The 23,873-nt window shown below is 45.6% G+C and carries 22 protein-coding genes; 16 read left to right on the top strand and 6 right to left on the bottom strand.

Annotated elements, in window-relative coordinates; all coding sequences use genetic code 11:
* The first annotated feature begins 1 nt into the window (after position 1).
* From galU to tagH, 4 genes are all read left to right on the top strand, one after another.
* Positions 2 to 877 carry a UTP--glucose-1-phosphate uridylyltransferase GalU gene (gene galU, locus ACFQ4A_RS18800; RefSeq protein ID WP_382402932.1) on the top strand — a complete coding sequence of 292 codons (876 nt, stop codon included), beginning with the start codon at positions 2 to 4 and terminating at the stop codon, positions 875 to 877.
* Between the two features lie 127 nt (positions 878 to 1,004).
* Positions 1,005 to 2,519 carry a glycosyltransferase gene (locus ACFQ4A_RS18795; protein ID WP_382402931.1) on the top strand — a complete coding sequence of 505 codons (1,515 nt, stop codon included), beginning with the start codon at positions 1,005 to 1,007 and terminating at the stop codon, positions 2,517 to 2,519.
* Between the two features lie 50 nt (positions 2,520 to 2,569).
* Entirely contained in the window at positions 2,570 to 3,391 is an 822-nt protein-coding gene (locus tag ACFQ4A_RS18790) for an ABC transporter permease (RefSeq protein WP_382402930.1), read from the top strand.
* Between the two features lie 15 nt (positions 3,392 to 3,406).
* Positions 3,407 to 4,192 (top strand): teichoic acids export ABC transporter ATP-binding subunit TagH, encoded by a 786-nt coding sequence (gene tagH, locus ACFQ4A_RS18785; RefSeq protein WP_382402929.1) that lies wholly within the window; start codon positions 3,407 to 3,409, stop codon positions 4,190 to 4,192.
* A 220-nt stretch (positions 4,193 to 4,412) separates the two neighbouring features.
* Here tagH and ACFQ4A_RS18780 read toward each other — a convergent pair whose 3' ends face one another.
* Together ACFQ4A_RS18780 and ACFQ4A_RS18775 are read right to left on the bottom strand one after the other, a co-directional pair.
* Positions 4,413 to 5,153, bottom strand: coding sequence for a transposase (locus ACFQ4A_RS18780; RefSeq protein WP_382402928.1), 741 nt, complete (start codon positions 5,151 to 5,153; stop codon positions 4,413 to 4,415).
* Between the two features lie 71 nt (positions 5,154 to 5,224).
* Positions 5,225 to 5,494, bottom strand: coding sequence for a hypothetical protein (locus tag ACFQ4A_RS18775; RefSeq protein ID WP_382402927.1), 270 nt, complete (start codon positions 5,492 to 5,494; stop codon positions 5,225 to 5,227).
* Between the two features lie 76 nt (positions 5,495 to 5,570).
* Between ACFQ4A_RS18775 and ACFQ4A_RS18770 the strand changes: the two genes are divergently transcribed.
* On the top strand, positions 5,571 to 6,947 hold the full coding sequence (locus ACFQ4A_RS18770; protein WP_382402926.1) for an outer membrane protein assembly factor BamB family protein: 1,377 nt from the start codon (positions 5,571 to 5,573) through the stop codon (positions 6,945 to 6,947).
* Positions 6,948 to 7,001: 54 nt separating this feature from the next.
* Here ACFQ4A_RS18770 and ACFQ4A_RS18765 read toward each other — a convergent pair whose 3' ends face one another.
* Positions 7,002 to 7,724 carry a glycerophosphodiester phosphodiesterase gene (locus tag ACFQ4A_RS18765; protein WP_382402925.1) on the bottom strand — a complete coding sequence of 241 codons (723 nt, stop codon included), beginning with the start codon at positions 7,722 to 7,724 and terminating at the stop codon, positions 7,002 to 7,004.
* A 352-nt stretch (positions 7,725 to 8,076) separates the two neighbouring features.
* Between ACFQ4A_RS18765 and ACFQ4A_RS18760 the strand changes: the two genes are divergently transcribed.
* From ACFQ4A_RS18760 to ACFQ4A_RS18735, 6 genes are all read left to right on the top strand, one after another.
* Complete coding sequence (locus ACFQ4A_RS18760) at positions 8,077 to 9,132, top strand: glycosyltransferase family 4 protein (RefSeq protein ID WP_382402924.1); 1,056 nt, start codon at positions 8,077 to 8,079, stop codon at positions 9,130 to 9,132.
* A gap of 50 nt (positions 9,133 to 9,182) precedes the next feature.
* Complete coding sequence (locus tag ACFQ4A_RS18755) at positions 9,183 to 9,908, top strand: WecB/TagA/CpsF family glycosyltransferase (RefSeq protein ID WP_382402923.1); 726 nt, start codon at positions 9,183 to 9,185, stop codon at positions 9,906 to 9,908.
* A gap of 99 nt (positions 9,909 to 10,007) precedes the next feature.
* Positions 10,008 to 11,048, top strand: a complete 1,041-nt coding sequence (locus tag ACFQ4A_RS18750) for a glycosyltransferase family 2 protein (protein WP_382402922.1) — start codon at positions 10,008 to 10,010, stop codon at positions 11,046 to 11,048.
* A gap of 28 nt (positions 11,049 to 11,076) precedes the next feature.
* Entirely contained in the window at positions 11,077 to 12,378 is a 1,302-nt protein-coding gene (locus ACFQ4A_RS18745) for a lipopolysaccharide biosynthesis protein (protein ID WP_382402921.1), read from the top strand.
* Complete coding sequence (locus ACFQ4A_RS18740) at positions 12,347 to 14,143, top strand: asparagine synthase-related protein (protein WP_382402920.1); 1,797 nt, start codon at positions 12,347 to 12,349, stop codon at positions 14,141 to 14,143. Before ACFQ4A_RS18745 ends, ACFQ4A_RS18740 begins: the two co-directional genes overlap by 32 nt.
* The gene (locus ACFQ4A_RS18735; RefSeq protein ID WP_382402919.1) at positions 14,144 to 14,902 is read left to right on the top strand and encodes a 7-cyano-7-deazaguanine synthase; all 759 of its coding nucleotides are present in this window, start codon (positions 14,144 to 14,146) and stop codon (positions 14,900 to 14,902) included.
* Positions 14,903 to 14,972: 70 nt separating this feature from the next.
* Here the strand turns inward: ACFQ4A_RS18735 and ACFQ4A_RS18730 are convergent, their stop codons facing one another.
* A complete protein-coding gene (locus tag ACFQ4A_RS18730) occupies positions 14,973 to 16,019 on the bottom strand; it encodes an LCP family glycopolymer transferase (RefSeq protein ID WP_382402918.1) in 1,047 nt (348 codons plus the stop codon).
* Between the two features lie 892 nt (positions 16,020 to 16,911).
* Between ACFQ4A_RS18730 and ACFQ4A_RS18725 the strand changes: the two genes are divergently transcribed.
* Together ACFQ4A_RS18725 and ACFQ4A_RS18720 are read left to right on the top strand one after the other, a co-directional pair.
* Entirely contained in the window at positions 16,912 to 17,139 is a 228-nt protein-coding gene (locus tag ACFQ4A_RS18725) for a DUF1659 domain-containing protein (protein WP_382402917.1), read from the top strand.
* Between the two features lie 131 nt (positions 17,140 to 17,270).
* Complete coding sequence (locus tag ACFQ4A_RS18720) at positions 17,271 to 17,486, top strand: DUF2922 domain-containing protein (RefSeq protein ID WP_382402916.1); 216 nt, start codon at positions 17,271 to 17,273, stop codon at positions 17,484 to 17,486.
* 149 nt (positions 17,487 to 17,635) lie between these two features.
* Here the strand turns inward: ACFQ4A_RS18720 and ACFQ4A_RS18715 are convergent, their stop codons facing one another.
* Both ACFQ4A_RS18715 and ACFQ4A_RS18710 read right to left on the bottom strand, forming a co-directional pair.
* Positions 17,636 to 18,205 (bottom strand): hypothetical protein, encoded by a 570-nt coding sequence (locus ACFQ4A_RS18715; RefSeq protein ID WP_382402915.1) that lies wholly within the window; start codon positions 18,203 to 18,205, stop codon positions 17,636 to 17,638.
* A gap of 45 nt (positions 18,206 to 18,250) precedes the next feature.
* Entirely contained in the window at positions 18,251 to 19,135 is an 885-nt protein-coding gene (locus ACFQ4A_RS18710; protein ID WP_382402914.1) for a LysR family transcriptional regulator, read from the bottom strand.
* Positions 19,136 to 19,277: 142 nt separating this feature from the next.
* On the opposite strand from ACFQ4A_RS18710, the gene ACFQ4A_RS18705 reads away from it, so the two are divergent.
* The 3 genes from ACFQ4A_RS18705 to ACFQ4A_RS18695 all read left to right on the top strand — a co-directional run bounded on the left by ACFQ4A_RS18705 (position 19,278) and on the right by ACFQ4A_RS18695 (position 23,716).
* Positions 19,278 to 21,464 (top strand): malate synthase G, encoded by a 2,187-nt coding sequence (locus ACFQ4A_RS18705; RefSeq protein WP_382402913.1) that lies wholly within the window; start codon positions 19,278 to 19,280, stop codon positions 21,462 to 21,464.
* A 64-nt stretch (positions 21,465 to 21,528) separates the two neighbouring features.
* Positions 21,529 to 21,981: a hypothetical protein gene (locus ACFQ4A_RS18700; protein ID WP_382402912.1), complete on the top strand. Its 453-nt coding sequence runs from the start codon at positions 21,529 to 21,531 to the stop codon at positions 21,979 to 21,981.
* A gap of 418 nt (positions 21,982 to 22,399) precedes the next feature.
* Positions 22,400 to 23,716 carry an FAD-binding oxidoreductase gene (locus tag ACFQ4A_RS18695; RefSeq protein WP_382402911.1) on the top strand — a complete coding sequence of 439 codons (1,317 nt, stop codon included), beginning with the start codon at positions 22,400 to 22,402 and terminating at the stop codon, positions 23,714 to 23,716.
* Positions 23,717 to 23,873: the final 157 nt, after the last annotated feature.

Genomic DNA, 23,873 nt, shown 5'->3' with positions numbered 1-23,873 from the left:
TATGAGTATAAAAAAAGCAATCATTCCAGCTGCAGGATTAGGGACCAGATTCCTTCCGGCCACGAAAGCTATGCCAAAAGAAATGCTTCCGATTGTAGATAAACCCACAATCGAATATATAGTGGATGAAGCAATAAATTCTGGCATTGAAGATATCATGATTGTTACGGGGAAAGGGAAACGGGCCATTGAGGATCACTTTGATTATGCACCTGAATTAGAGGAAAACTTAAAGAAAAAAGAGAAATTTGACCTGCTCGAAAAAGTGAAAGCATCGGCAAATGTTGATATACATTATATCAGGCAAAAGGAACCTAAGGGATTGGGGCATGCCATCTGGTGTGCAAAGAAATTTGTAGGCGATGAACCGTTTGCTGTTTTACTTGGAGATGATATTGTTCAAAGCCAAAAACCATGTCTTAAACAGCTCATCGATGAATATGATGCCACCAATTCTTCTGTTATTGGTGTTCAGCAAGTTCCTGAATCTGATACACATCGATACGGAATAATTGACCCTGTCAATAATGCAGGAGACCGTTATGAGGTCAGCAAATTTGTTGAAAAACCCCCTCAGGGAACTGCCCCGTCTAATTTAGCGATTATAGGCAGGTATATATTAACACCCGAGATATTGGACTATTTAGAAGAGCATCGTATAGGTGCGGGAGGTGAAATACAGCTAACCGATGCGATTGAAAAGCTGAACCAGATGCAGAAGGTATTTGCATATGAGTTTGAAGGTCGAAGATACGATGTGGGAGAGAAATTTGGATTTATAAAAACAACGATAGAAATTGCATTAACGCATGACGATTTGCGTGAACCATTGTTAAATTACCTAAAAGAAGTTAATATAAACCAAACAGTAATATAACTGAATAAAACGTATCATGCTGTGATACGTTTTTAAACATGCGTATAAACAAACCCACAAATTGAGAGAAATGACGAATACTATATGTGATCTAAAGATATCACTTTTTCGAAATGGGGAGAATACTGTGCAAAAAATAACACCAATTATTTTAAGTAATTCTATAGACATTGTTAGAGGCGGCTTGACAAAGGCTATGTTCACAAGGGCAAACACTTTGGCTAGGAAATTCAATAAGGTCGTTATTTTAACGTTTTCATTTCAGCAAAACCATAAAGAGATAATTGAAGAAATATATAATAAAGGACTATTGAACCGAAACATAGAGGTACATAACATGTTTGTGGACCTAAACTCCCATAAGGAGCGTCACAAAAAAAGTGAAGTAAACAAATCAGCAAATGAAAAAGGATTTATAGTATTCAAGGATGAAAAACAGAAAACAAACTCATCATACCGCTATTATAAAAACGGCTTCTATGTGAAGTATAAACGTTTTGACCAACAAGGAAATGTGTTATTTATAGATTACATGAATGAAGGAAGGCACCGAACAAGGAGAGAAGAATATAACAAACAAGGTTATTTAGTTCGAACAAGGCATATGGATATAACCATAAATAAACCAAGTATAGACCGTTACTTTGATAACAAGGGAAAATGTTATGCAACGATATGGATAGACCCGAAAACTGGAAAAACAGGCAGGGTTAATGTCTTTGATAAAACCCCAAAAGAATTTAAATCAATGGAATCTTTGAAAAAAAGCTGGGTCGAAAAAAAGATTAAAAAAATCAAAACGCCAGTGATTATGACTGATAAACGTGATATGGATAAATTGGCATTAAAGCTGGGACATAATAATTTAAAAAGAGTTGCAGTTGTCCATAATAACCATTTTAAAAAGCCATTTGATAACACAGCGGAGATTAAAAAAAATTATATGACGTTATTTGATAATTTAAACCATTTTGATAAGGTTGTCTTTCTCACAGAGGAACAAAAAGAAGATGTAGAGCATTTATTTGGAAATGACAATAATAATCTCACAGTTATTCCACACCCAGCAAAACATGTAACGCATGATGTTAGGAAGGAAGTAGAATATAACCCATATAAGGCAGTTACATTAGCAAGGTATGTAGAGCAAAAAAGATTGGATGAAGCAATAGAGGCATTTAAGTTCGTTGTTGAAAAAATCCCGTCCGCAGAGTACTATATATATGGATTTGGAAAGAAAAAAGATAATTTACAGCAATTAATAAAAAGGTTAAGATTACAGGATAATGTAAAACTTAAAGAATTTGCATTGGATGCATCGGCAATTTATAAATCAGCAGCTTGCTCGATTCTGACATCAGATTACGAAGGTTTTGGTATGGTGTTAACAGAAAGTTTGTCTGCAGGAACTCCTGTTGTTACTTATAACTCGAAGTATGGGCCATCAGACATTGTAAGGGATGAAGTAGATGGTTTTGTTGTTCCAAAAGGGAATAAAGAGGAATTGGCAAATAAAATTGTAAAAATAATGGAAAACAAAGATTTAAGAAAAAAGCTGTCAATTAAAGCTTTAGATGTTAAAACGAGATTTAGTTTAGAGGATTATACCAAGAGATGGAATGAATTAATAAGTAGCATATAAACTGGTCTTATTTATGTCATATGCCATCAAGATACAGAGAGGGTATCATAATGAAAACTGCATTGACGGTGATACGTGAGCAAATACAGCACTTTTATTTAATAAGAAGACTTTCTTTGTATGAGTTAAAAAGTCATAACCGGAATAATTACCTGGGGATGGCTTGGGAAGTTATTAATCCTGCCATTCAAGTCGTTATATATTGGTTTGTATTCAGTACTTTGAGAGAGCGGGACCCTGTTTATGTAGGTGGGGTCGAAGTACCATTCTTTGCTTGGTTGTTAGCTGCCTTTTTTCTTTGGATTTTCTTTTATCAGTCCACCATCCAAGGATCAAAATCCATTTATACAAGATTGCGCATGCTTTCAAAAATGAATTTTCCAATGAGTGTTATACCTAATTTCGTCATATTCTCTAAGTTTTATGTCCATTTATTTATGTTAGGTGTAATAATTGTAATTTTCCAGTTTGCTGGTTATTTTTTAAATATATATTATCTGCAGCTCGTTTATTTTATTTTTGCATCGTTTTGTTTATTTTTTGCTATATCCCTTATAACATCAACCTTATCTACTATCATTAGGGATGTCCATATGCTTTTAAATTCTACATTACGAATGATGCTATATTTATCCGGCGTTCTTTGGCCACTATCAATGCTTAGTGAATTTAATACTCTAATGAATTTAATGAAGCTCAATCCGCTTTATTACCTAATTGAAGGCTATAGATATGCATTGTTTGGAGTGGATTGGTATTTTATAACCCATTGGGAATATACACTTTTCTTTTGGGGACTGGTTATTGTTTTATTCCTACTTGGAGCAAAAATCCATGTTAAGTTCAGAAGACACTTTATTGATTTCTTATGAAAGTAAGTGAAGGTAATGGAAAAAGCGATTATCGCTAAAAATGTAACTAAAAAATATAAACTGTATAATGGTACAAAGGAGCGAATGCTCGATCTTTTAACTCCAAAAAGTTATGGGAAAGATTTTTTCGCTCTAACTGATGTGTATTTTGAAGCTGAGAAAGGTGATGTTGTTGGGTTTATCGGGATAAATGGTTCCGGGAAGTCAACACTATCTAATATCATTGCTGGTATTGTTCCTGAAACCTCCGGGTCAGTAAAAGTGAATGGCCAAACTTCACTGATTGCTGTTGCTTCAGGGTTAAAAGGTGATTTGACTGGTAGGGACAATATTGAATTGAAATGTTTGATGTTAGGCTTCAATAAAGGAGAGATTAAAGAGCTGGAACCAGATATCATTGAATTTTCTGAGCTTGGTAATTTTATTGATCAGCCTGTTAAAGCTTATTCCAGTGGAATGAAATCGAGATTAGGCTTTTCAATTTCAGTCAGTATAGATCCAGACATTTTAATCATTGACGAGGCTCTTTCAGTTGGTGACAAAGCCTTTGCAGAGAAAAGTCTTAATAAGATGAAGGAATTTAAGAAAAAAGGAAAAACAATGATTTTTGTCAGCCATTCAATCGGGCAAATGAAGGAGTTCTGTGATAAAATTCTCTGGTTGGAATATGGTATGGTAAAAGATTTTGGCCCTGTTGAAGAAATTATTCCGAAATACGAGGAATTTCTAAAACAGTTTAAAAAAATGTCTAAAAAAGAACGTGAAGATTATAAAAGAAAATCTATACACGGATCAAAATAATGAGTTTAAAAAATAGAGCAGCGGTAATATGTCAAGATAAATTTTCAAAAATCCTGCTGCATTGAAGGTGGTGTTACTTAGCCCACCCTAAGTGATTTACAGGGATTAACATTAATGTCAAATAATAGGTGGAATCATGTTGAACGGTAGATTCATTAATTTTTCTGTCGGATTCCCCCTTCCTGGTGGTAAATTTGGTTGGTCTTCAGCAGGTAAAAGATCAACCGCACCAGTTTTCAAGCTGTAAGCGCAAGGGCACTTTTATCGGCAAATTCTTTTGGGTCCGCTTATTTTTTAGCATAGTACTGGGCATAAACAGGGTCGTGCACCCGAAACTGTTTGCCGCCTCGAGAAGATAGTGTTTCAGGTAGTGATTGCCGGAATGAACGAGCCGTGTTCGTTTGGCGGTAAATTTACCGGACTGGTTTTGATTCCAGGCAAGGCCGCCATACTTTGCCAATTCTTGTTGGCCTCTAAAGTCATTGATGTCCACTTCGGACAGGATTCCGGAGGGCAAATATCGGGCTGATTCCCGGAACCGTGTCCAGCGTTTGCGGGATGGTTCCCAAATGATCGTTAATCGCTGTTTCTGAACGACATGTATTACCCGAATGCTTGAGGCCATGGCAAGGTTGACAGAATCTGTCATGGACTCAGGCAAACGATAGGAAGAACGTGCTGCCTTCTGTAAGGAGCGGGCAACTTCTTCCGGGTCGTCAAAACGGTTTTTTCCGTGCAGGACGAGAAACTCGATCAGCCTGTCCAACGGCATGCTAATCAGTTCCGACACGAATTTTTCCATGACCGCAAGAGATGTGGCTGACAACTTGTTCTGTTTAAATGGTCCAGTGATCGTATAATCACTGAACTTTAAGTACAAATTCGTCATCAGGAAGTTGCTTTCCTGCGTCAGATCCTGCATCAAGTGGAAACGAGCTCGCGTCGGTCGTTGTAGTGTCATAAGCGGTTCACTCCATGTAAAAGGTTTCGGCAAATGCCCGGCCCGCAGTTTGGCGGCGATGAACCAGGCGTCTAGCCGATCATTTTTGGGGGCATCCAGATAGTTGGATTTCTTGAATTGCTTGATAAGACCTCGATTAAACTATAGACATTTCTATGCTGGATGCCAAAGTCCAGATGGCGGGTTAGATACATGGCCGTATGCGTCGAGTAAACGCCAGTGTGTTCCAGACCAAATAGGATCTGTTCGAATCCATGCTTCTTGACAAGTTTGGTGATGGATCCTGTAACTTCTTGATGCCGGGACGATTGGTGGTAACGTGAAACCGACTGAGCGATCATTTCTCTTCGTCCCGGGTCAGACTAGCTTTTAGAGACCTAAAAATGAGGTCTAAACATATACAAGGGGGGATTGGGTATGAAAAAAATAAGTTTGTGGTTATTGTGTATTATATTATGGTTAGCTCTGCCAACAAATATTAGTGCTGAGGTTTTTGGCCCGGAAGAATGGCATCAATACCGTTTAAATAATGATAAAAATGCTGTGTTTGATAATGGTTCTGATCCGCTGGAGTATCAGACATTTAAAACAGCTGATGAAGTTAGGGCCACCCCGGTTGTTGCCGCCGACAAACTTTTTGTGGGTAATCATAACACTGGTGATTTGTTTGCTTTTGATATTACAACTGGTGAGAAATTATGGCAGAATAAAGCACCAAACTGGGTGCATTCAGAATTGATCTACCATGACGGTAAAGTGTTTGTAGGCTTTGGAAATCGCTACTTCCAGGATAATGGTATTCGGGGAACCGGAGAAAATGGCGTATTGGCACTGGATGCTGAATCCGGTGATATACTCTGGAAGTATAATACGGAAGGCGAGGTAATGCCGACACCGGTATACTATGATGACTCAGTATATGCTGCGACCGGGGATAAGCATTTGTATAAGCTGGATTTGGAAAGCGGCAAAGAATTACATAAGACAGAAATCGGATCAACTATAAGCATGTCAGCTCCCAATCTGACTGAAGATACGTTATACGTAGGTGGCAGTGGTCCACTCCCTTATGAATTTTCCGCATACGATTTAACAAGTGATACCATCAAATGGCAGACAGAATTTCCGAATGTCTTTGCAGGATTGGATGATGTTCCCCCGGTGGTTTCAGATAATATCGTTGTAACAACAGCATTGACCGGTGACAGTGACAATCCGGAACACTGGCTATACGCAATGGATACTGAAACCGGTGATATCATTTGGGAAGAAAGTCTCGGTGAAGGGGAATTTGTTAAAAATAATAAGTCCGGTGCACCAATCATTTATGACGGAACGATTTTTGTTGGCAGCCCGATTACCAAAACATTTTACGCCTATGATTTAAAGACAGGAGAGAAGCAGTGGGAGTACGAGAATGAAATTATGAAAGCTCCACCAGTTGCACAAGACGGTATTGTCTATTTCTCCAATACAAAAGGCATGGTTTATGCACTAGATACAGAGACCGGTGAAGTAGTCGGGACCAAGGAGCTGAATGGCACGCTGGCACCATCAGGACCGATTATTATGAATGATACACTGATAATAGGCAGTCAAGATTCGAATGTCTATGCTGTTCCGCTGTCAGACTTCGGCATGGAGGAAAAGATCGAACAGGACTCTGCGCTGGAAAGTGAAAGTAATGTTAATACGGATGAAGGCAATGGCTTGATCCAGTATATTGTTGTAGGCGTTCTTGCGATTGTGCTAATAGGCATACTTATTTATATATTGAGGCGCAGACGGTCATGATGACGTAAAAAACCCTGTCTTGGCAGGGTTTTTAATTTTTTTGATGTCGTCAAGTCAGCTAGAAGAACCAAACACCCTCGGCTCATTCGAAAACACCCCATCAACACCAAAACTGACAAGTTCCTTATACCGTTCAAAATGATTAACTGTAAACGGATAAATCTCAAAACCCCGGCGTTTGCATTCCTGAACAAACGTTTGATCAACATAGACTTGATTGGGATGAAGGCTGCGGATGTTCAAACCGCTTGTTGCCGCGTAATCCCACGGGTACAACATCCGGTAATAGAACAGCATACCAAGGTCGACGCTGGGATTAATGGTCTGAACCGTTTGCAAAGCGACATGGTCAAACGAAGAGATTATCACGTTTTGCGTTCTGTTATAGGCTGTCAGTGTATCGAGCAGAATCTGTTCAATCCCCTCATAAATAACAGGGATATTTTTAATTTCGATATTTAACCGAATATTTTTCGGGCAAATGGTCAGGACTTCCTCAAGTGCTGGGAGGCTTGTTCCGGAATACGCTTCTCCGAATGTAGAGCCGACATCGATTTGTTTGATTTCCGCAAGCGTATAATCCTTGATAAGACCGGTGACGTCTTTGTTGAATCGGGTGAATTTATGGTCGTGGGAAACGACTAAACGATTGTCTTTGGATAACTGCACATCTAATTCAATTGCTTTCGCACCGTGGTCAATCGCTTTCTGAAATGCCGGCAGCGTGTTTTCCGGAGCCTCTGTCAGTGAGCCACGATGGGCAAAGTTAAGTACCATATGGAACACTCCAATTCTATGAATGGTGACTTATTACGTCACTGGAATCAATGTCTAAATGCTGTTCTGTTTTTTGGTCGTATGAACAATTACATTATAGCCGGGCAACGTAAATGTTTCAAAATGTTTCATTCATGTATTCAATCCAACATGCATGATAATGTCACTAGATGGGTATGGTAGCAAAATGGACATACGAGACTGGAAATACGAAATTTTCTATAGCTACTTTCGACAAAAAGGTTTATAATGTATAGTTGAATTGCTTATGTAAATTGAATGTAAACCACTCCGAAACATTTATATGATTTCGAACGTCTATTATAGAGAGCTTTTGAATGAGGTGCGCTAAATGGTAACCATTGTGCTTTTAGCTATGATAACAATGCTCGTATCATTCGTCATAACACCACTCTTGATAAAATTTGCAAAACGGCTGAATGCAACTGATAAACCGGACCATCGGAAAATGCATACAGATCCGATCCCGACACTGGGCGGGCTGGCTATTTTTATAAGCTTTATGACTGGACTGCTTATTCTTCAGCCTACAGGTGAATACCATTTGGCTATTGTGACTGGAGCGATTGTCATGATCGCGCTCGGGTTTTTGGATGATGTGCTTGATTTATCACCGAAAGTAAAATTTCTTACACAGCTTGCTGTCGCGGTGTTCGTCGTGTTCTGGGGCGGACTTCAGGTGGAATTCATTAATTTGCCGTTTGGCGGGGAGATTGAATTTGGTTTCTTCAGTTCGGTCGTGACCATACTGTGGATCGCTGGTGTGACCAATGCGATTAATCTGATTGACGGCTTGGACGGTCTAGCTGCCGGGGTCTCCTCCATTGCATTGCTGACGCTGGCGGTGATGGCCGTGATAATGGGCAATGTGTACGTTGCTACGATGGCATTCATTCTCTTTTTCAGTACGGCAGGCTTTTTGCGCTATAATTTTTTTCCGGCCAAAATTTTCATGGGTGATACCGGTGCCCTGTTTTTGGGCTACATGATTTCAGTGCTGGCGCTGCTCGGGTTTAAAAATGTCACGGTCATTTCGTTTATCATCCCGATTTTTATTCTTGGGGTGCCGATATCCGACACCCTGATTGCCATTATACGCCGCTTCATCAACAGACAGCCAATCTCAAGACCTGACAGTGCTCATTTGCATCACAGACTGATCCGGGCAGGCTTTACCCATAAACAGACGGTTCTGTTCATTTATGCACTTAGCGGCATGTTCTGTGTATCCGCGATATTATTTTCAATGACGACGGTGTGGGGTTCGATTTTAATTTTTTCGATTACATTATTAACCATGCAAATATTGATTGAAAATCTGGAAATGATCAACAGCGACTACAAACCGCTGACAAACTTTGTAAAAGGATTGCGGCAGCGCCCTTAGTATCGGATGGGGCCAACTGCTGACGATGCTTTACTGGAAAGGTGCCAATCATGAGTCATTATGTGACGATAATGGATATAGATTTTCTGAATACGACAAAAGAGACATTTCTGCGCGCGTTTATTCAGCCGCGCTTAATGAATGAACAACCATGCTTTATCGTCACGGCCAACCCGGAAATTGTCATGCAGACCAGAGAAGATCCTGCTTATAAAAAAAGTGTTAAACAGGCAGATTATGTCGTTCCAGATGGTGCAGGAATCTTGTTGGCGGCTAAATCTATGAAACAACCACTTCAGGAGCGGATAGCTGGCTATGATGTCATGATAGATTTGCTTCGATATGCCGATAAACATGGTCTAAGCTGTTACTTCTTGGGCGCTGAAGAAACAGTTAATAAAAAGGCCGTTGCTGAAGTGAACAGGAACTTCCCCAACGTTCGCGTCGCTGGTCGGCATCACGGCTTTTTTGATGTCGATGACCCTGAAGTCTCAGACGCTATTGCGCGCTCAGGTGCTGATCTCGTATTTGTGGCGTTAGGCCTTCCACGGCAGGAGCTGTGGATCGCTGAACACAAGGAGATGTTTTCCAAAGGTGTTTTCATGGGGGTTGGCGGCAGTTTTGACGTTTTGGCTGGTACCGCCAAGCGCGCACCGGATATATGGATCAACCTGAACTTGGAGTGGCTTTACCGCTTGCTGAAGCAGCCATTCCGCTGGAAACGAATTCTGAAGGTATTTGAATTTATAATACGGATTGTCTTTAAAAGGAGCTAGTGCTGTGGAGCACTGGCTCTTTTTACGTTGGAGGCGGGTTTATTCAAGTGTCAATTGTTGCATACTAAATGAAGCAGCTTTACATAAGGAGATAACCAAATGAAAGAGCCGCTGGTGACGGTGTTCATACCGCTTTATAATGCTGAAAGCTATATCCATGAGGCACTGGAAAGTATATTGCAGCAGTCATATATGCATTTGCAGATTCTCATTATCGATGACGGATCAATCGACCGGTCGGCAGATATCGTGCGGGCATATATAGATTCCCGGATTACCTTTCTGCAAAACGATCAGAACCGCGGTATTCCATATACACGCAACAGAGGGGTGCGGGAAGCCAAAGGGCGCTATATGGCGGTGATGGATGCTGATGATATGGCGCATCCTCACCGAATTGAACGGCAGGTTGCGTTTATGGAACATCATCCGGACATAGATGCGCTCGGTAGTTATTATGAGATAGTCGGCGGGAAAATCACGAAAACGCTGAAGCCAAAAGCGATAAAACCTGAAGAAATTCGTGCGCGTCTCTTGTTCTTGAATCAGATCAGCAATCCGACGGCGTTTATCCGGCTAGCGACACTAAGAAGGCATCGTATCCGTTACAACTCAGCTTATTTTGTGGCGCAGGATTATGATCTTTGGGTTCAGCTGTCAAAAGTTGGCCGGCTGTCCATCCTGCCTGAGGTGTTGATGAAATACCGGACAGGGCATGCCAATGTCACCCGACAGTCAAAATCGGCGAAAGTTACCCGCAGAAAGCAGGTCAATGATGCAATACACCATGATATTCTCGATTTTTATCAGTTTGATCTGACCGATGACGAGCTTCACGTATTTAATGATTTTTTTAATGACAATTATGTGCGTGATCTGAGCGACCAAACGGTTATGAAGCTGCCTGATGTGCTGAATAAAATGATCATACATAATAAGCGTCAGCAAATCTTTGACGGGACGTTATTCAAAGAGGCGGTCAAGAGTGCCGTGCTTACTGTCCTGAACCGCCGCAAGCTGTCATTACAACAAAAGTTCTACGTGTACCGGAGAATCTGCAACGATGGCAAGATGCGAACGTGGGCGAAAGATTTAAGCTATATGGTGCCGAAGCATCTTTATAATGTGCTATGGATTTGACACCAACGTTGGAAAAAGGGGTGTGGGGTTGAAGCGTAAAATGAGGCGATTAACCAAGAAGCCATTTGTACGGGATGTCGCGGTCATGGCTAGCGGGACGGCTGCTGCCCAGGCTGTCATCATGGCCCTATCACCCCTGATCACACGTCTGTATGGACCGGAAGCATATGGCTTAATGGGTGTCTTTACCGCGATTGTCAGTATTGTGGGTCCCGTTGCCGCGTTAACTTACCCGATTGCGATCGTCCTGCCGAAGCGGGAGACAGATGCATGGGCCCTGTTGCGGTTGTCGCTCGCGGTGACAGTGGGGATGGCTGTTGCGTCAGCTGTTGTTCTACTGCTTTTTCAGACATCGATTGTTCAGCTTTTTCAGTTGCAGGATGTGGCGTCGTTTTTATTTTTAATCCCGGTTGTCATGCTGTTTGCCGGTTTGCTGCAAACGGCTGAGCAGTGGCTTATCCGGACGAAACAATTTGCCATCACGGCGAAAATGACCGTTGTGCAAGCCGTGATCATTCAGGGCAGTAAAGTGGGTGTTGGCTTCTTTTACCCATTCGCATCTGTGCTGATTGTCCTATCCGCTCTGTCGAAGGGTGTCAAAGCACTGTTGCTGATGTTGTTCGCCAAACCGGCAGAAAAACAGCATCATCGGGAACCACGCTCGTCAATTAAGTCAGTTGCCAAACGGCATTGGGACTTTCCGGCCTACCGAGCACCTGAAGTCTTCATCAATGCCTCGTCACAAAGTTTGCCGACGTTACTGTTGTCCGGTTTTTTCGGCCCGGCTTCAGCAGGTTTTTATGCGATCGGTAAATCAGTGCTCAGCTTGCCAGTCCAATTGATTGGCAAATCGGTCGGAGATGTGTTTTATCCAAGGGTCTCCGAAGCGGCAAACAATGGGGAAAACGTGACGGGATTGATTAGGAAGGCCACCCTTTCCCTGGCAGCTGTCGGGGTCGGGCCATTCGGGACCGTCATCATATTTGGTCCCTGGCTGTTCAGTTTTGTGTTCGGCGCCGATTGGGTGACGGCAGGGGAATATGCGCGATGGATGGCCCTTTGGACGTTTTTCGGATTTATCAACCGGCCAAGTGTGATGGCCCTTCCCGTGTTGTCGGCTCAAGCATTTCATTTACGATTTACCATCATCATGTTAATTACGAGGATTGCGGCTCTGGCAGCCGGCTATTATATTTTCGCAAGTGATTTAACCGCGATTGCATGTTTTGGCGTATCAGGGGCCATACTGAATAGTGGTTTGATAGGCATCACATTGCAAAAGAGCAGGCATTATGATCATGAACAGTCGGATGGCGGTAATGATGAGTGATTTTATTTTTTCCAGAAGACCGGTTGACAAGGGAAAATTAGCAGAGGCAATCAAAGGCATATACCATCAAGATTGGCCTGAAGTCCATGAATTTCACGGCGAATGGGGCTCTTTAGCCGTCAGCCACAATCTGTACAACGGTTTTCAGCCATATGAAACGAATACGTCTATTTGTGTTGTGATTGGGGGGCCCGTTTTATATTTCCGGGACAATACGTTTTTGGAAAATGGCTCTGATGTGGCGGGGACGCATTCTATTTACAGACGCGTTCGTGACGGCAAGATGAGATGGGATGACGATGTGAGCGGGCCTTTTGCTGTCCTAATGATCGACAAACAATCGTCAAAGGTTATCTGTGTGACCGATCTCATGAGTTTTATCCCGGTGTATACCTATGAAAATACCGAAATGGTAATGCTAGCCACGCATGTTGACATGTTGGCAGAAGCATCCGGTCAACTGGAGCAGGTCGACGCTGTCTCCATTGTAGACTTTTTACTGCATGGCGTCGTGACGTTTCCTTATACGGTTTATACGACGATACGACAAATCGCCCCTGCTTCGGAACATGTGATGAGGGATAGTACTGCAGGATGGCGGCACGAACCTTATTGGATTCCGGACGAGACATATCACTACTCATCGATTCAGGAGGCGGCGCAAGACTTACAAAGGCATGTGCAACATGACATACAAAAGCTGACACACAATGTGACAGAAGTTGCCCAGTTCATCAGTGGCGGTGAGGATTCACGCGTTATAGCCAGTCTGTTGACAGAAAATGCTGATCAGACACCGAATGGGTTTATTTTTCTTGATAGTATGAACCGGGAAGGTAGACAGGCCAAAAAAGCTGCAAGTGCTTATGGCGTTGAGTTTCATCTGACCACCCGCGACAAGCTGCATTATTTAACGATGTTGCCACCAAGTTCGGATTTGGCTGGCGGCGGATCACAATATTTTCACGCCCATACATATGGTTTTCATCAAAGGTGTCAGCTGAATACATATACGGCTGTTTTCGGGGGCTTGTTTTCGGATGCCCTATTGAAGGGTGCCCGTATTCAAAAGCTGCGTGGTTCCAGCCGTTTGCCGTTTTTGCCTCAGGTGAAGCAGCCTGGCCATTCTAGGCGCACACCGGTTAGAAGCCGGCTGTTTTCTACTGATGTATTGGGGGCGTTAACAGAGCGGCGACAGGAACATTGGCAATATGTCAAACAATTTCGCCCTGGGTCGGCTGATGAATGGTTTCAACTGTGGCCAAGCTCGATGAACATGAATATTCCCAATTGGCATGTCAACCGTCGGCTTTTCCGGAGCTATGAACCGTTTATGGTCAACGACGTCGTTAAAATCAGTGCTGCCGTCCCGCAACGTTGGAAATTGAATAGACGGCTGTTCCACAAGGCATTCAAGTGGCAGCTCAAGCCGACAAAATGGCTGCTGCACAGCGAAGGACGACTGCCTTATTTTCCGTGGTACGTGAATGCATTTGTTGAATTTGTAATGTGGGCTGTAAGGGAAGCCGGTGTTCGAACAGGCCGGATTAAAGGCCATCAAGGACCATGGGCTGCATGGCAAACAGTCATGAAAAGTCCGGAATGGCAGCAGGCGTTGACTAAGTATGCAAGCGGTAGATATCCACCAGTCCCTGGAATGAATAAAACAAATCCCCATTCAATGGTTCAAGAACTTGAAGAAATACAGCAAATTAACTTGATGCAAACGCTGTACAGGCAACATCAAAGGAAGGGGCGTTCTTAAATGATTCACAACATCCTTTGGACAGGCGGCTGGGATTCGACATTCCGCGTGCTGGATGTCGTGTTGAATAAGCAGGAAACCGTCCAGCCCTTTTATGTGCTTGACCGGCGCCGGAAATCAACCGCCATGGAATTAAAGACAATGGAGCAGATTAAAGCGATGATGCAGCAGTCGGACCCGGAAGCTGGAAAACACATAAGAGAGACGATCACGATTGAGCGGACAGGCATACCGGTCCATGACGAGATTACAAGACAATATCATGAGTTGGCGTCGAGGGCGCATTTAGGCGATCAGCATGACTGGCTTGCCCGTTATACCGAGTTTTTGAAGCTTGACGATCTTGAACTAAGCATTCATGAGGACGATAACGTGATGAATTTTATCAAGCATGATGTCGTGTTAAAGGAAAGAGACAACGACAGCTATTATCAGATGACGGATAGTCTTTCCGATACTGCATTGAAGCTATTTTCACGTTATCGCTTTCCGTTGTTGCATATGACGAAACTGGATATGGGCGCAGCAGCCGAAAAGTCCGGTTTCCGGCACATGATGGAACAAACCTGGTTTTGTCACAATCCAACAAAAGGTGGGCGTGCCTGTGGTTTATGCAACCCGTGTCAATATACACGTGAGGAAGGACTCGGCCGGCGGGTACCTGTGCCGAACGCAGCTGACAAAGCCAAATTTATGATGTGGCAGGGCTATAAACGAGGGATTGGCAAATTTAAACGATTGGTGGAAGCGAATAGGTGAAACAAACAGACACGATAGTCGGCGTTTCCGGATTCAAAAAAGCCAGCCCAATTTCAGGCTGGCTGATATACTAATAAGAACTGTTAGACTCATCTGAAGTGGTTGATGAGCTTCCTTCTTCTTCAGACACGGTAGCGGTTGTTTCCAGGTTGAGATGCTGTTTTAACATATGCTTTGTCTCCGTAAGTGCGGTTTGATCCACTTGCCAGTAGTACGTGCTGCTTGGCTGATAGTCTGTACCTTCCAAAGTATACGTCTCAAAATCCAGATCTTTTCCGGCTGTTCCATATGACACGAAGCTTTTCATTTCACTGAATGTCATATTCGTTGACATATTGCTGCCGACCGCTTCTATAATATCATCATATTTGAGTAAGGAACTCATGGAAACCGATTTGTCGACAACCGCTTTGATAATGTCCTGCTGGCGTTTTCCGCGTTCAATATCATTATCCAATTTCCGCGTCCGGGCAAGTGCCAATGCTTCTTCGCCGTTCAGCTCCTGTTCGCCGGGGAGAAGATGAATGGCGCCCTGGACATCTTTCGAATTTTGTTCATGGAGTTCATATGGGACATCAACGGTGATGCCATTAACGGCATCGACCACATCGATAAACGCTTCAAAGTTGAGTTTCACATAGTAATCGACCGGAATATCCAGTAAGTTTTCAACCGTGTCACGGGTAGCTTCTATTCCCCCATAAGAATGGGCATGATTGATCTTATCTTCATGGCCGACTTCCGGAATATAAACGAGTGAATCACGTGGGATGCTCAGCATTTTGACACTTTGGTCGTTTTTATTCAACGTGGCAAGCATGAGTGTATCAGTGCGCGAATCTTCCGCGTTTTTGCGAACATCACTCGCATCAACACCGGCAATCAGGACCGAAACATTGTCCTCGGTCGGATCAACTTTTTCTTCCCGCAAATCAGACTTCTCTTTGCCATCATCCTCATAAGAGTCCGACAGCACCGAATCCGCTTTTACATACAAATAAGTTGCATAAGATAAACCGACGACAATCACGAATAAAGGGATTAATATAAAGAAGGCTCGCTTTCGCAATTTGCGTTTTTTATGTTTTCGCAACGTCTTTCTTGAATCATCAGTCATAAAAAAATTCCTCTCTGATCATATCCATCTTAGTCAGATACGATTATCGGACGAAAATCCGTTAAAAATGTCATAGCATATTTCGACTAATTTTGTAGTGCGTGTCGAAATGTTTCTTATAAGGTCATCCTATATATAAATTAAAGCATTATAATGAAAAACCAAACTTAATTTTACTATGAAATGGCACGTAAGTAAATTAGAATTTTATTAAAATCGTATGATAATCGTATGTCATGTCGAAAAAAGTCATCAGATTAGACGTATGGACGGCTAAAAACGTTTCAAAAATTAGTGGATTTTTTTAAATCACCTAACAATGAAGCCGCATTAGGCGATTCTGGACGTCTAGCGAGAAATCCTGTTTATTAAATGTCTGTTTGATACTCAGAACAAAATTTATGTGGTGAATAACGTACTTATGTCCTATTTTAACATTTTATTCACACAATTGGGTAAGGTTAAGGCATGATTTTGGTTTAAAAGATATAAAGGTGCACTAAAACCGATCAATCTGCGCACAACATGAAATGAACGTTGTGCTAAACCGGGCGAGCGTAGCGCTAAATCGGGAGATCAATCGGGCGGGACATAAACCTGCCGAGGTTGCGCTGCAATCAATCGAGCAAACACAAAACCGATTGAATAGCCGACAACACCACTCAATCTTGCGCCTTCTATCTAATGGTGTGCAAAGCCGATCGAGCAGCCTGTACCCCTCCATACACGATCTATGCTGATTTCTGGCCGCCGCTGAAAATTCCCCTTCTTTTAACTATAATCGTCCCCAACCCGGCAAAAGGGGCGTGTTTCTTTAAAAAATTTTTTTTGCAGGAGCACGCCCCCATTTTGTTATTTCGAACGATTGTAGGGGTGAAAGGAGGTGAACGACATGGCCGAGCAGCAACTAATCGATTCCCGCCTGCGCCTGATTTTGGATGATGGTGTGGATGAGGAGACCGGGGAGCAGCTTTATAAAACGAAAGGCTTCAACAATGTGAAGACGACAGCGACAGCCGACGAGCTTTACGCAATCGCGAATGCTGTCACATCATTGCAGGAGCGCCCGCTGTTGGACGTGGAACGGACAGACAGTTCCGAAATCAGCGGGGAAGAATAGGAAAGTATAGGAGCGCATGACGCCACCAGCCGCTCAACGATTTTGGGGGATCGGCATCAAATAAGAATGCTATCGTTGGGCGGTGAGCAAAGTGACAGAGGACTGATTAAATATAGACAGGAGGTGACACGATGAAAAAATTGGAATTGAAATTTTTAAATGACGATGACAAGACGGTAACCTACTCACTGGAAAAGCCGGTCGAGCCGGCCGATCCGGAAGCCATCAAAGCAGCGATGGACGAAATCATCAATCAGAATGCCTTCACATCATCAGGCGGCGATGTCGTCTCCATCAAAGAAGCACGGATTGTTGAGCGGACTGTTGAAGAAATTGAATTGGATTAAGGCAAATAATAAGGGGTGCTGAAAATTCAGCGCCCCTTATGTATGGAGGGCGCTAGGCTGGGGAGGAACTCGAGCGGGATCGCCGCGCAACTCGAGCGGAAGCGCGGCCAACTCGAGCGAGGAGCGGCGCAACTCGAGCGGGAGTGGGCTCAACTCGAGCGAGGAGCAGCGCAACTCGAGCGAGGGGCGGCGCAACTTGAGCGGGAGCAGCGCCACTCGAGCGAGAAGCGGCGCAACTCGAGCGAGAGCGCAGCCAACTCGAGCGGGAGCGCAGCCAACGCGAGCGAGAGGGTCGCCAACTCGAGCGAGAATGCGCTCAACTCGAGCGGGAGTGCGGTCAACTCGAGCGGGGACGCGGCCAACTCGAACGGGAGCACGGCCAACGCGAGCGAGGAGCGGCGCAACTCGAGCGAGAGCGCGGCCAACTCGAGCGAGCGCGTCGCCAACTCGAGCGAGGGGCGGCGCAACTCGAGCGAGGAGCGGCGCAACTCGAGCGAGGAGCGGCGCAACTCGAGCGAGAAGCGTCGCAACTCGAGCGGGAACGCGGCCAACTCGAGCGAGAAGCGTCGCAACTCGAGCGGGAGCGCAGTCAACTCGAGCGAGGGGCGCGTCAACTCGAGCGGGAGCACCGCCAACTCGAGCGAGAGGCGGCGCAACTCGAGCGAGGGGCGCGTCAACTCGAGCGGGAGCACCGCCAACTCGAGCGAGCGCGCCGCCAAACTCGAGCGAACTCCCCCCCTTCACTCGCTAGCAAGCACTACCACTCACACGTTAATCGCTTCCGACATGTTGATAAATTCTCTTACGGCATACGGCAAATAATTTTCCTTATTCCAGATCATGCCGAGTTCGAGGTTGACCTCAGGCCGGGTAAACGGAATTGCCACGAGCTGTTCATTCTCAATTTGCCCGCAGATGCGGCTCGGGAGCAGTGTCGCACCCAGTTTGGCTTCGACCATCTCGATCATAAAGTCTTTTTGTGAGCTTTCGCAGACGACTTTCGGTTCAAAGCCGTACTCCGCGCATGCTTGCATGATTTTGTCATGGAGGGAAAAATCATGCCGGTACAAAATGAGCGGCTCATGTTCAATTGCCGCAAAGTCAATCGTCTGTTTTTCCGCTAACGGGTTGTCCTGATGTACAAGCAGCATGAGCGGATCATTTAACAGCTGAATCATGTCGAGTTTGTTTTTATGGGTGGGGAGGTTGCAGATTAAGCCGATATCGAGCGCGCCCTCGCTGACGCCTTCTCGGATTTTATTGCTGCCGACTTCCGTTAATAACAGATCAATCGATGGATGGGCTTCTTTGTAGCGGCTGATAAATGGCGAAAAAAAGGCGGCGCCGATGATGGGTGGAATGCCGATTTTGATTTCGCCGCGTTTTAAATCGATGACATCGTTCAGCTCAGACGTCAGGTTATCATAGGCAGCGAGCAATTTTTTTGCGTTGACGAGGAAGGCTTCACCTGCGTCCGTGAGTGCCAATTTCTGTGATCCGCGGTAAAAAAGTGGTGCGCCGAGCTCCCGTTCCAGGTTTTTGATCGTTTTGCTCAAGGAAGGCTGTGAGACATGCAGTGTTTTGGCGGCTTGGGTGACATTCAATTGCCGGGCGACTTCCGCAAAACATTCGACTTGCCTGATGTCCATAGCGAGACACCCCTTTAGGTTTGATTATGCCTATTATACGTCAAGGTATAATCAAATGGAATAGTATTCATGCAAAATATATATTTCTGTTTCTGACCGGCTTATAATAAACTATAGAAAAGCACAAAGGGGAGGAGTCGGCATGACAGAATACGTTCGAGCAGGGAATTTGCAGGTGGCACAAGAACTTTATGACTTTGTCAATTCAGAGGCGCTGCCAGGGACAGGGCTTGACCGCGACCAATTTTGGCGGGATCTGGAAAAGCTCGTTGCTGATTTGACGCCGAAAAATAAAGCGTTGCTGGCTGAACGGGAAACGATCCAGCAGCAGATCGATCAGTGGCACAAAGAGCATGATGTGACGGACGCTGACAGCTATCAAGCGTTTCTTAAGGCTATTGGCTATTTGGAGCCCGAGGTGGCTGATTTTCAGATTACGACGGAAAACATTGATGACGTCATCACCAAGCAGGCCGGGCCGCAGTTGGTGGTGCCGATTGATAATGCCCGCTACGCCTTGAATGCTGCCAATGCGCGCTGGGGATCCCTCTATGATGCGCTTTACGGAACAGATGTCATCAGCGAAGAAGACGGCGCCGAGAAAGGGAGTACTTACAATCCGGTCCGCGGGGAAAAAGTGATCGCCTTTGCGAAAACTTTCCTTGATGAGCGCGCACCACTCGCGTCAGCATCCCACAAAGACGCGACTCGCTATGCCGTAACCAGCGGCACACTTGAGGTGACACTCGACAATGGCAAAACGATCGGGCTTAAGGATGCAACACAATTTGCCGGCTACCAAGGGCCGGCTGAGAGTCCTGAGGCGGTTTTGCTCCGGAATAACGGTATGCACATTGATATCCAGATTGATGCTAGCCATGCCATTGGTAAAACCGATCCGGCTGGCGTGAAAGACGTCTTCATGGAATCAGCGACAACCAGCATTATGGACTGTGAAGATTCGGTGGCCGCGGTCGATGCTGAAGATAAAACACGCGTTTACCGTAATTGGCTCGGACTGAACAAAGGTGATTTAACCACCACGTTCACTAAAGGCGGGAAAGACGTGACGCGCAAGCTGAATCCTGACCGCACGTACACTACTCCAGACGGCGGGGAAATCACCCTCGACGGCCGTGTGCTCATGTTTGTCCGCAATGTCGGTCATTTGATGCAGAACAGTGCGATTTTGGATGAAAACGGTGAGGAAATGTTTGAAGGCATTATGGACGGTGTTTTCACCAGCCTGATGGCCAAACACAGTCTGCTCGCTAATGGGGTTTATCAGAATTCTAATGCAGGCTCGGTTTACATCGTCAAGCCGAAAATGCATGGCTCCAATGAGGTCGCGTTTGCCAATGAATTATTCAGCCGGGTTGAAGACATGCTCGACATGGCGCGCAACACGCTGAAAATTGGCGTCATGGATGAAGAACGCCGCACATCTTTGAACCTGAAAAACTGCATCAATGAAGTACGTGACCGTGTTGTCTTTATTAATACCGGTTTCCTTGATCGAACAGGTGATGAAATTCATACGTCCATGGAAGCGGGCCCAATGATCCGCAAAGGGGATATGAAATCATCAGTCTGGCTAAACGGTTATGAGAACAATAACGTCCATGTCGGTCTGGCTGCCGGTTTGAAAGGTAAAGCACAAATCGGGAAAGGCATGTGGGCGATGCCGGACTTGATGGCTGATATGTTAAAGCAGAAGGTCGGTCATCTGCAGGCCGGTGGGAACACAGCGTGGGTTCCGTCACCGACAGCTGCCACCCTGCATGCGCTGCATTACCATCAAGTTGACGTTAAGCAGGTGCAGGCAAATATCGAACAACAGCTACACAACTACCGCGACGATATTTTACAGATTCCGGTTGCCGGCGACGCGCAATGGTGGACCGCTGATGAGATCCAGCAAGAGATGGACAACAGCGCGCAAACACTGCTCGGCTATGTTGTCCGCTGGGTGGGGCAGGGTATCGGCTGTTCCAAAGTGCCGGACATTAATGATATTGGGATGATGGAGGACCGTGCCACATTGCGCATCTCCAGTCAAATGCTCGCCAACTGGCTCTATCATGACGTTTGCACCAAGAAGCAAATGCTGGATACATTGAAGCGAGTGGCCAAAATCGTTGACAGGCAAAACGCCGACGATCCCACTTACCGGCCAATGGCACCAGATTATGATGATTCGGTCGCATTCCAGGCCGCCTGTGACCTTGTCTTTAAAGGAACAGAGCAGCCAAGCGGCTATACCGAACCCATTTTGCATAAGCGCCGGATTGAAGCAAAAGAAAAGGAAATGGCCGATACAGCAAGGTAAACGTAAAAGCCAGCAGGAAAATGGGAGGCACCCCTCTCATCTTTTCCTGTTGGTTTATTAAGGAATGATCGATCGCGTCGAGGGGGAAATCGCGCGGCAACCGCCGAAATCGCGCGGCAACCGCATCAACTCGCGCAGCACCCGCCCGAAATCGCGCGGCGTCCGCACCAAATCGCGCAGCACCCGCCCGAAATCGCGCAGCATCCGCCCGAAATCGCGCAGCATCCGCATCAAATCGCGCGGCAACCGCACCAACTCGCGCGGCAGCCGCCTGAAATCGCGCAACACCCGCCCGAAATCGCGCAGCATCCGCATCAAATCGCGCAGCAACCGCCGAAATCGCGCGGCAACCGCCGAAATCGCGCGGCAACCGCATCAAATCGCGCAGCAACAGCACCAACTCGAGCGAGAGCAGCGCCAACTTGAGCGGGAGCGGCGCCAACTCGAGCGAGGAGCAGCACAACTCGAGCGGGAGCAGTGCCAACTCGAGCGAGGAGCGGCGCAACTCGAGCGGTAGCGGCCGCACTAAATCGCGCAGCAACCGCATCAAGTCGCGCAGCATCCGCCGAAATCGCGCAGCAACAGCACCAACTCGAGCGGGAGCGCCGCCAACTCGAGCGAGCACAGCACCAAATCGTGCAGGAGCCACGTCAACTCAAGCGTGCGCAGTAACCACACCAAATGCACCAGCATGCTTCAAGTGAACAACCCATCAGCACGATTAACAACTGACAGCAACGAGCATGTCGATCGGTATAATTAGCCCGCGAATATCATCAATTTTTGCACTTTTTAAAAAACAACCTTGACTTTGTTATAGAACATTGATTTACTGAAGATAAAACAAATGGCTGTCTAATGCCATTTAATCGAATAATTCTGCAAGCGGCACATGTCGACGTGTTATATAACAAATTAACTTAAGGGGGGTCCACATGATGCCATCAACGATCGAAGCGGTTGTACCGGAAGAACAGATTAAACAACATGATGACACGGGTCATATGCTTGGGAATGGCGGTCATCAGATCATTGAAGCGTATTCCGAAGAAGATATTTCGAATGTGCTGGCCTATGCCAACGATCACGAGCTAACGGTAAATATTATGGCGGGCGGTACGAAGCGGGGCTATGGCGGCACCATGGAGCAGGCGGATATTTTGCTTTCGCTGGCCCATTTCAAAGGGATTGTCGAGCACTCGGTCGGTGATCTGACGATGACCGTGAGGCCCGGCACAACGATTCAGGAAATTGCTGACCAGCTTGCTGCAGAAGGGCAGTGTCTGGCGCTTGATCCCGCTTGGCCGGAGCTGGCAACGATCGGCGGGGTGATTGCAGCCAATGACAGTGGCCCCAAGCGGTTGCTTTATGGGTCGGCGCGGGATCATGTTATCGGAACACGTATTGTTTACCCGGACGGACGGGTGATTCGAACAGGGGGCAAGGTGGTCAAAAACGTTGCCGGTTATGACATGAATAAGGTGTTCATCGGGGCGATGGGAACGCTCGGTGTCATCAGCGAAATCACGTTGAAATTACGCCCGCTGCCCAAATATGAAGGCCTGTTACTGTTGCATTTTCCGGACGGCCATGAACAAGACATTTATCCGTTTGCCGCTCGCATTTTGGATTCGATGATGGAACCGGTCTCACTTGAAGTGTTAACGCCCACGATCGCTGAAAAAATAACTGGCCAGCGCGCTTATACACTGGCCATTGCCTTTGAAGATCAGGAAAAAGCCGTCAGCCAGCAGGAAAAATGGGTCAACGACAACTTGCCATCCAATGTCAGGCAGACAGTGCTGCATGAGGAAGAAGCAAGCGATTGGTGGAAGCAATTCCGCCGCTTGGCCCCGAATGGTCATCATGATGAACCGAACGACGCCAACACCCAAGCGGCTGTCAAAATTGGCAGTCAGCCAGCCGATGTTCCGGGGCTTTTAAAACAGGCGGCAGAACTTGCCGCGACGTATCATGTGTCGGTGGAAGGCCATGGCGGTGCCGGTCACGGGATTTCCCGTATTTATATAAACGGGTATCCGGAAGACCTTATCGCTTATCTGAAAGCGCTTCGTTCAGCGGTGGAAAAAAGGCATGGATACGCCGTCGCCACCCATTTGCCATTCACATTAAGGGCGTCATTTGCTGCCTGGGGTGAAAAGCCATCCTATTTTTCATTATTGGAAGGCATTAAACGGACGAATGATCCGAAGAAAATACTGAACCGACAACGGTTTGTAGGAGGTATTTAAGATGCGTATGGGCTTAGCGGATATGCTGAAAGGCAAGGCCGGCCGACGCGAAGCCGCTGCAACCGGCGATATGCAGGCGGAACTACTCCATCCCACTGTCGCTACGGCGGGTGGCCGTGGTGCTATGCAGGCAGAACCATTCAATCACGATACTGTC

The organism is Lentibacillus salinarum (assembly GCF_042679865.1).
Classification (GTDB): Bacteria; Bacillota; Bacilli; order Bacillales; family Amphibacillaceae; genus Lentibacillus; species Lentibacillus salinarum.
This window is presented reverse-complemented; position numbering and strand designations above follow the sequence as displayed.

Coding starts and splice junctions, on each gene's coding strand:
- ACFQ4A_RS18760 (WP_382402924.1), top strand. CDS start 8,077: ATGGTAACCATTGTGCTTTTAGCTATGATAACAATGCTCGTATCATTC.
- ACFQ4A_RS18770 (WP_382402926.1), top strand. CDS start 5,571: ATGAAAAAAATAAGTTTGTGGTTATTGTGTATTATATTATGGTTAGCT.
- ACFQ4A_RS18740 (WP_382402920.1), top strand. CDS start 12,347: ATGAACAGTCGGATGGCGGTAATGATGAGTGATTTTATTTTTTCCAGA.
- ACFQ4A_RS18780 (WP_382402928.1), bottom strand. CDS start 5,153: ATGACACTACAACGACCGACGCGAGCTCGTTTCCACTTGATGCAGGAT.
- ACFQ4A_RS18790 (WP_382402930.1), top strand. CDS start 2,570: ATGAAAACTGCATTGACGGTGATACGTGAGCAAATACAGCACTTTTAT.
- ACFQ4A_RS18695 (WP_382402911.1), top strand. CDS start 22,400: ATGATGCCATCAACGATCGAAGCGGTTGTACCGGAAGAACAGATTAAA.
- ACFQ4A_RS18730 (WP_382402918.1), bottom strand. CDS start 16,019: ATGACTGATGATTCAAGAAAGACGTTGCGAAAACATAAAAAACGCAAA.
- ACFQ4A_RS18755 (WP_382402923.1), top strand. CDS start 9,183: ATGAGTCATTATGTGACGATAATGGATATAGATTTTCTGAATACGACA.
- ACFQ4A_RS18710 (WP_382402914.1), bottom strand. CDS start 19,135: ATGGACATCAGGCAAGTCGAATGTTTTGCGGAAGTCGCCCGGCAATTG.
- ACFQ4A_RS18725 (WP_382402917.1), top strand. CDS start 16,912: ATGGCCGAGCAGCAACTAATCGATTCCCGCCTGCGCCTGATTTTGGAT.
- ACFQ4A_RS18735 (WP_382402919.1), top strand. CDS start 14,144: ATGATTCACAACATCCTTTGGACAGGCGGCTGGGATTCGACATTCCGC.
- ACFQ4A_RS18765 (WP_382402925.1), bottom strand. CDS start 7,724: ATGGTACTTAACTTTGCCCATCGTGGCTCACTGACAGAGGCTCCGGAA.
- ACFQ4A_RS18750 (WP_382402922.1), top strand. CDS start 10,008: ATGAAAGAGCCGCTGGTGACGGTGTTCATACCGCTTTATAATGCTGAA.
- galU (WP_382402932.1), top strand. CDS start 2: ATGAGTATAAAAAAAGCAATCATTCCAGCTGCAGGATTAGGGACCAGA.
- ACFQ4A_RS18775 (WP_382402927.1), bottom strand. CDS start 5,494: ATGATCGCTCAGTCGGTTTCACGTTACCACCAATCGTCCCGGCATCAA.
- ACFQ4A_RS18705 (WP_382402913.1), top strand. CDS start 19,278: ATGACAGAATACGTTCGAGCAGGGAATTTGCAGGTGGCACAAGAACTT.
- ACFQ4A_RS18700 (WP_382402912.1), top strand. CDS start 21,529: ATGATCGATCGCGTCGAGGGGGAAATCGCGCGGCAACCGCCGAAATCG.
- tagH (WP_382402929.1), top strand. CDS start 3,407: ATGGAAAAAGCGATTATCGCTAAAAATGTAACTAAAAAATATAAACTG.
- ACFQ4A_RS18720 (WP_382402916.1), top strand. CDS start 17,271: ATGAAAAAATTGGAATTGAAATTTTTAAATGACGATGACAAGACGGTA.